Here is a 6,036-nt window from a genome sequence, read left to right as displayed (position 1 = left end):
CATAATTCATAATTCATAATTCACAATTCATAATTCATAATTCATAATTCATAATTCATAATTCATAATTAGTATGATTATTGAAAAAATAAGAGCCGACTTCCCGATACTTTCCCGCGAAGTTTATGGCAAACCGTTAGTCTATTTTGATAATGGTGCGACCACACAGAAGCCACGTTGTGTAGTAGAATCCATTACGGATGAATACTATTCCGTCAATGCCAATGTACACCGTGGCGTACACTTTCTGTCTCAACAGGCAACAGAGCTGCACGAGGCAAGCCGTGAAACTGTGCGGAAATTTATCAATGCACGCTCTACCAATGAAATCATCTTTACGCGGGGTACTACGGAGAGTATCAACCTGTTAGCATCCAGCTTTGGTGAAGAGTTTATGGGCGAAGGAGACGAAGTGATTCTTTCCGTCATGGAACATCACAGCAACATTGTCCCCTGGCAGTTGCTGGCAGCTAAACGGGGAATAGCCATCAGAGTGATTCCGATGAACGATAAAGGGGAGCTTCTGCAGGATGAATACGAGAAACTCTTTACGGACAGGACAAAGTTAGTCAGTGTGGCGCACATATCCAATGTGTTGGGTACGGTCAATCCCATTAAGGAGATGGCTGCCGTTGCCCATGCCCACGGTGTACCTTTGCTGGTAGATGCCGCTCAATCCATTCCTCATATAGCGGTGGATGTGGAAGACTTGGATGTTGACTTCCTCGTATTTTCCGCTCATAAGGTATATGGCCCTACGGGTGTAGGCGTGCTTTATGGGAAAGAAGAATGGTTGGACAAACTACCCCCTTATCAAGGCGGCGGTGAGATGATACAACATGTGTCTTTCGAAAAGACAGTCTTCAACGAACTGCCTTTCAAGTTTGAAGCCGGTACTCCTGACTATATCGGTACCACCGGACTGGCAAAGGCGCTGGACTATATTTCGGCCATCGGCATGGACAAGATTGCCGCCCACGAACATGGACTGACGGAATATGCCACGCAGCGCTTGAAAGCTATCCCCGGCATGCGCATCTTTGGTGAAGCGGGGAAGAAGGGTAGTGTAATCTCTTTCCTGGTAGGCAATATCCATCACTTTGATATGGGCACACTGCTCGACCGCCTCGGCATTGCCGTGCGCACGGGGCATCATTGCGCCCAACCGCTGATGCAACGCCTCGGTATCGAAGGAACGGTACGTGCATCTTTCGGACTTTATAATACGGAGGAAGAAGTAGATGTTCTGGTGGCAGGTATTGAACGCGTCAGCAGGATGTTTTAAATAAATAGAGCGTATGTTAGTAACTACAACGAATGTTATCGAGGGTGGACATATCACCCATTATTATGGTATCGTTTCCGGCGAAACGTTTATCGGCAGCTTCGGCTATAATTTGGAAAAATGTCGTGAAGCGAAAAATACAGCTTTGCGCGAGATGGAGAATCAGGCTAAAGCACTCGGAGCCAATGCTGTGATTGGCGTGAGTTTGGATTATGAAATGGTTGGAGAATATGGCACTGTACTGATGGTTACTGCTTGCGGTACGGCAGTAACGGTAGAGTAACAGAGGCGGGAATAGCAGGAAAGGCTTTCCCCGCTATTTATATTAATAAGTACTTCGTCACAGTTATTTAATACTAAGTAGCTGTTCATAATTAGTTTATACTATCATTTTTTAGACGCGGATAACGCGGATGACGCGGATTTCTTTTTATCTTCCGGGTGGGATAACGTAGCGCAGCATTTAAAAATCNNCTGATTGAGATTCCGTTTCGCTAAATTATCATTTATAGTACAAACCAATCCTGATTAAATGCTTACTAAACAGGCTTTCGGTATTTCTCAATATCCCTGCTTAGTATTAACATGTCCTTTAGTTGCACGCCATTCTCATAAATCGGTTCGGGGAAATTGTCGACAAAGAAGTTCTCGCGCACGCCCGACTTGTGGAAGCCATTCCTCTCATAAAACCGTACCAGTGCCGGTGCACAATCTTCTGTACCCGTACCGATAATCATCTCACGGTATCCATCCGTAGCAGCGATTTCCACTGCCCGCGCCAACACAACGCTCCCAGTGCCCATCCCCCGGAACGGTTCATCCACGGCAATGTTCTTTAACTCGATAGTGGTCGTATCTACCTGATACAAACAGAATACGCCGACAGGTTCTTCCCGCTCCGGAAGCAGAACCTCATAGACAGCAGAATCGAAAAGGTATTTGTTGATCGACTCGTGCGTTTCATCCGCTTGCAGCAGCAAGTTATATGGATAATTATCTTTTATCTTACGTATCGTTATTTCCATTGAATAAATATTTATCAGTGCTTGTTCGCATAAGAATAAATCAACCCGCTTTGATTGCTAACGGCACAGTTTGGGAATCTGCGTCCATCACTTCCTTTCCGTCAAAGATAGTAAATGTTTGTGGATATTGCTTCAATACATGGCAAAACTGTAGTTGCCGGATTGTTATTCTGTGTTTTCTGTACGCCTTAGAATGCGATATTTCCGCCCGGAGACAGGTGTGATTGGAAATACGGAAGCGAAAATCCGTATCTGCCTGATAGATAGCATGATATCGAAATCTGTACAACTCTAAAAAATGCAGAAACCTCTTCCGGAGAGTTTTTTAATGGCTTATTCTTACCGTATTTATGTGGCTTTTGTACGGAATTTCCGGTTTATGGACTGAATCTCTCCTTATCTAAATACTATTTGAACTTACTTAGTAGTAGTGTCTGAACTACCTATTAGTAGTTACCCAACTACTACGTAGTAATTGACTAACTACTTAGTAGTAGTTGCCTAACTACTACTAAGTAATTAGCCCACTACTACTAAGTAATTGAGCTACTTTGCGGACTGAATCGTATTCTTCAATACAAAAGAATCGTGCACCGAACGTTTCAAGTGATTCTGTTATTTTATATGGCGCTAATAAAAAAGGGAAACCAACGAATCGGCTTCCCTTTTTTATTTCGAAATTAGAATTTAGTTGATTAGCTATTTGATTAGCTGTTAACTCTTTTTTCTTTGATTCTTGCTTTCTTACCGGTAAGAGCACGCAGGTAGTACAACTTAGCGCGACGAACTTTACCTATCTTGTTCACCTCAATGCTGTCGATAGCCGGTGACTCAATCGGGAAAATACGTTCTACACCAATAGTACCGGACATCTTACGTACAGTGAAACGTCTTTTGTTTTCGTGGCCGGCAATCTTGATAACGACGCCACGGTACAACTGTACACGCTCCTTGTTACCTTCGATAATACGATATGCTACTGTAACAGTATCACCAGCTTTGAAGTTTGGGTGTTGTTTGCCGGTAGCAAATGCTTCTTCTGCAATTTTAATTAAATTCATTGTTGTTGTTATTAAAATATTCATCGTTACAACGCAACATACCAAGCTTCTCTCTATGTCCTGACAGCGATTGCGCGAAAGCGGTGCAAAGGAACGAATTATTTAGCAGATACACAAGCATTTTACTTCTTTTTTACTTATCGGCGACCGCCCGAAGAACGGCTGGAACTGCTACTGCCTGAAGAAGAACGGCTGGAGCGACTGGAACTGCTGTTGCTCGAAGAAGAATTACTTTGACTGCTGCTATCAGAGCTGCGTACGCTGGAAGAACTGCTTGTTTTGCGCTCCGTTGCTGTTGTACTGCTACTGCGATTGCTGTTAGAGGTACGTGCACTGGAAGAACTGCTTTCTTTACGATCTGTTGTTGTAGTAGTGCTGCTGCGACGCGAAGAACTCGTACTGCTGTTGCCCACATTACTGCTATTAGTTCCGGGTGAAGTACCGGTGCTACTACTCGAACTACCGATGCTGCTGCTCGAACTACTGTTGCTGCGTGCACTGTCAGTAGGGCGCGTACTACTGTTTGAAGTACTTGTACTGCTACTGCCTGGACTACTTTGGCGACTGCTACTACCTGTAGTTGTACGGTTGCTGCTCGAACCGCTCTGGCGACTGCTGCCGGCAGTTGTACGGTTGCTGCTTGTACTGCTTTGGCGACTACTGCTGCCGGTAGTTGTACGGCGACTGCTTGAGCTGCTTCGGCGCGTTGTTGTGTAAACATCATCCCGCACCGGTTCGCGGTTAGAATTCGGGCGTACGGTTACCGAACCGAAATCACTGCGGCGAGTCGTTGTGTAAGACTTGTCATTGCGGATATGATATGAACCGGTATATGAGGGGTGCTTGTATCGACCCTGGTAGTAACTTGTATTATTATAATGTGTACGATAGTGGCCGCCTGCATACGTACGATAATGGTACGGGCGGGGGAAATAGAAAAGATTGTGATTAGAGTACGTGATATAGATGCGGAAGTGCCATTTGTTTCCACTCGTATAAATAGGCCGGTAGAAATAGTCGGCTTGCATAAAGAGGTTGTACTGCTGGCTACTCAGCACCCAGTGGAGATCCTCGTTACGAATATCCAGGTAATCATAGTAACGGTTTAGCGCCCATTCCTGGCCATACAATACATCATCCATTACGTAGCGAACACTGGAAATAAAATCGTAATTGATTTCATATACATCATTGTATTGTTCCGTACTCAGATTCAATTCATAAGCCATCTTATCAGTGAGGAAGCGAGTTTCCTTACGTACTTTGCTATTACTCATAGCGTTCGTACCCGCGCTGCAAACAGTAGCGCTCATGACGGCAAGCAGGATAAATAATATTCGTCTCATGATAGTATTTTTACTTAGTTAATAAATTATTTGTTGGAAACAAAAATAGGGGAAGATTATCCCCTACTTGCTTGTTTCTCTCTAATCTTACATAGGGATTTCCCTAATTCGTTTAGGACTTAGGCATCTTAGCCAGCACAATCCCATCTTCCTGCAACAGGATGAGATGCTTCTTGTACAAGTCTCCCACTCCTTTTTTGAATGTCTTTTTGCTGACTCCGAAAGTGGCGTAAATCTCTTCTGCCGGGCTTTTGTCATTCAGTGGAGTCCGGCCTCCGTTATCCTTTATATATTGCAACAAGGTTTTCGAGAAGTCATCTACTTTCTCGAAGCCGGGCTTCTGGAGCATCAAGTCGATTTTATTATCCTCACGCACTTGCTTGACGAAGGCTTTCAGCTTGTCGCCTGTGTGAAGCGGCTGAAATATTTCACTGTCGTACAACAATCCGCTGTATTTATTATCTATAATTGCTTTGAAACCGAGGTCAGTCTTTTGCCAAACAAGAATGTCCACTTCGGCGCCCGCTTCATAAGAGGGTTTTTCGTTTGAAAGGTAGCGGTCTACTTTGGCGGAAGCTACAATCCGGTAGCTTTCATCATCCAGGTGGGCATGAACCACGTACTTCTTCCCTACCAGCATCTTCATCTTCTGCTCACGGAAAGGAACAAAGAGGTCTTTCATCAATCCCCAATTCAGGAATGCCCCGTACTGGTTTACCCATGCCACTTCCAGACAGGCAAATTCACCCACCTGTACCAGCGGGGTCAATGTTGTAGCCACAAGGCGTTCTTCGTTATCCAGATATATAAATACCTTCAATTCATCTCCCGGTTCACAATCTTCGGGTACATAACGCGACGGGAGCAGGATTTCACCCTCTTCTCCGCCATCCAGGTACATGCCGAAATCAACTTCCTTGGCAACGGTCAAGGTGTTGAATTTTCCTAACTCAATATTCATCTAAGACTTTCTTTATTATATCACTTTAATTGTATCAGTTTTCGCACAAAGATAGATATAAGGAATAACTTATCAATCTAAACCATCACTTTTTCAAGATAGCTGCACCAAAATCTTTATTCGCAGCGGAGTAGGAATGAGGCGAATGGATGATTTGGCGAAGTGGGGTTTCATTAACTCATGCCCATTTTGTTAGTTGATAACTTCTTTAACCTGTCTGACTTCTATACTATGAATAATGCAGAATAAATAAGATTTTGGTGCAGTTGCCCTGCATTTTTCCGGAAATCCTTTGACTGTATTAAAAAACTAATTATCTTTGCACCCGCAAACAAAAAAAGGTGCCATAGCTCAGTTG

At 43.9% G+C, this 6,036-nt stretch carries 6 protein-coding genes; 2 read left to right on the top strand and 4 right to left on the bottom strand.

What is annotated here, in order from left to right:
- Nucleotides 1-73 precede the first annotated feature (73 nt).
- Nucleotides 74-1,285, top strand: coding sequence for an aminotransferase class V-fold PLP-dependent enzyme (locus B2Z67_RS10425; RefSeq protein ID WP_291529768.1), 1,212 nt, complete (start codon nucleotides 74-76; stop codon nucleotides 1,283-1,285).
- A 13-nt stretch (nucleotides 1,286-1,298) separates the two neighbouring features.
- On the top strand, nucleotides 1,299-1,568 hold the full coding sequence (locus tag B2Z67_RS10420; protein WP_291529767.1) for a YbjQ family protein: 270 nt from the start codon (nucleotides 1,299-1,301) through the stop codon (nucleotides 1,566-1,568).
- A 256-nt stretch (nucleotides 1,569-1,824) separates the two neighbouring features.
- Here B2Z67_RS10420 and B2Z67_RS10415 read toward each other — a convergent pair whose 3' ends face one another.
- The 4 genes from B2Z67_RS10415 to B2Z67_RS10400 all read right to left on the bottom strand — a co-directional run bounded on the left by B2Z67_RS10415 (nucleotide 1,825) and on the right by B2Z67_RS10400 (nucleotide 5,678).
- Complete coding sequence (locus B2Z67_RS10415; RefSeq protein ID WP_291529766.1) at nucleotides 1,825-2,310, bottom strand: GNAT family N-acetyltransferase; 486 nt, start codon at nucleotides 2,308-2,310, stop codon at nucleotides 1,825-1,827.
- Between the two features lie 707 nt (nucleotides 2,311-3,017).
- Nucleotides 3,018-3,371, bottom strand: coding sequence for a 50S ribosomal protein L19 (gene rplS / locus B2Z67_RS10410; RefSeq protein ID WP_291529765.1), 354 nt, complete (start codon nucleotides 3,369-3,371; stop codon nucleotides 3,018-3,020).
- 137 nt (nucleotides 3,372-3,508) lie between these two features.
- A complete protein-coding gene (locus B2Z67_RS10405; protein WP_291529764.1) occupies nucleotides 3,509-4,717 on the bottom strand; it encodes a hypothetical protein in 1,209 nt (402 codons plus the stop codon).
- A gap of 112 nt (nucleotides 4,718-4,829) precedes the next feature.
- Nucleotides 4,830-5,678: a CvfB family protein gene (locus B2Z67_RS10400; RefSeq protein WP_291529763.1), complete on the bottom strand. Its 849-nt coding sequence runs from the start codon at nucleotides 5,676-5,678 to the stop codon at nucleotides 4,830-4,832.
- Between the last annotated feature and the right edge of the window lie 358 nt (nucleotides 5,679-6,036).

The sequence above is a fragment of the Bacteroides sp. UBA939 genome (genome assembly GCF_002293435.1).
Taxonomy (GTDB): domain Bacteria; phylum Bacteroidota; class Bacteroidia; order Bacteroidales; family Bacteroidaceae; genus Bacteroides.
Note: the sequence above shows the minus strand (reverse complement) of the source record. Positions and strands in the feature narration are given on the sequence as shown.

Excerpts from the sequence above, each read along its gene's own strand:
- B2Z67_RS10400 (WP_291529763.1), bottom strand. The coding sequence starts at position 5,678 with ATGAATATTGAGTTAGGAAAATTCAACACCTTGACCGTTGCCAAGGAA.
- B2Z67_RS10405 (WP_291529764.1), bottom strand. The coding sequence starts at position 4,717 with ATGAGACGAATATTATTTATCCTGCTTGCCGTCATGAGCGCTACTGTT.
- rplS (WP_291529765.1), bottom strand. The coding sequence starts at position 3,371 with ATGAATTTAATTAAAATTGCAGAAGAAGCATTTGCTACCGGCAAACAA.
- B2Z67_RS10415 (WP_291529766.1), bottom strand. The coding sequence starts at position 2,310 with ATGGAAATAACGATACGTAAGATAAAAGATAATTATCCATATAACTTG.
- B2Z67_RS10420 (WP_291529767.1), top strand. The coding sequence starts at position 1,299 with ATGTTAGTAACTACAACGAATGTTATCGAGGGTGGACATATCACCCAT.
- B2Z67_RS10425 (WP_291529768.1), top strand. The coding sequence starts at position 74 with ATGATTATTGAAAAAATAAGAGCCGACTTCCCGATACTTTCCCGCGAA.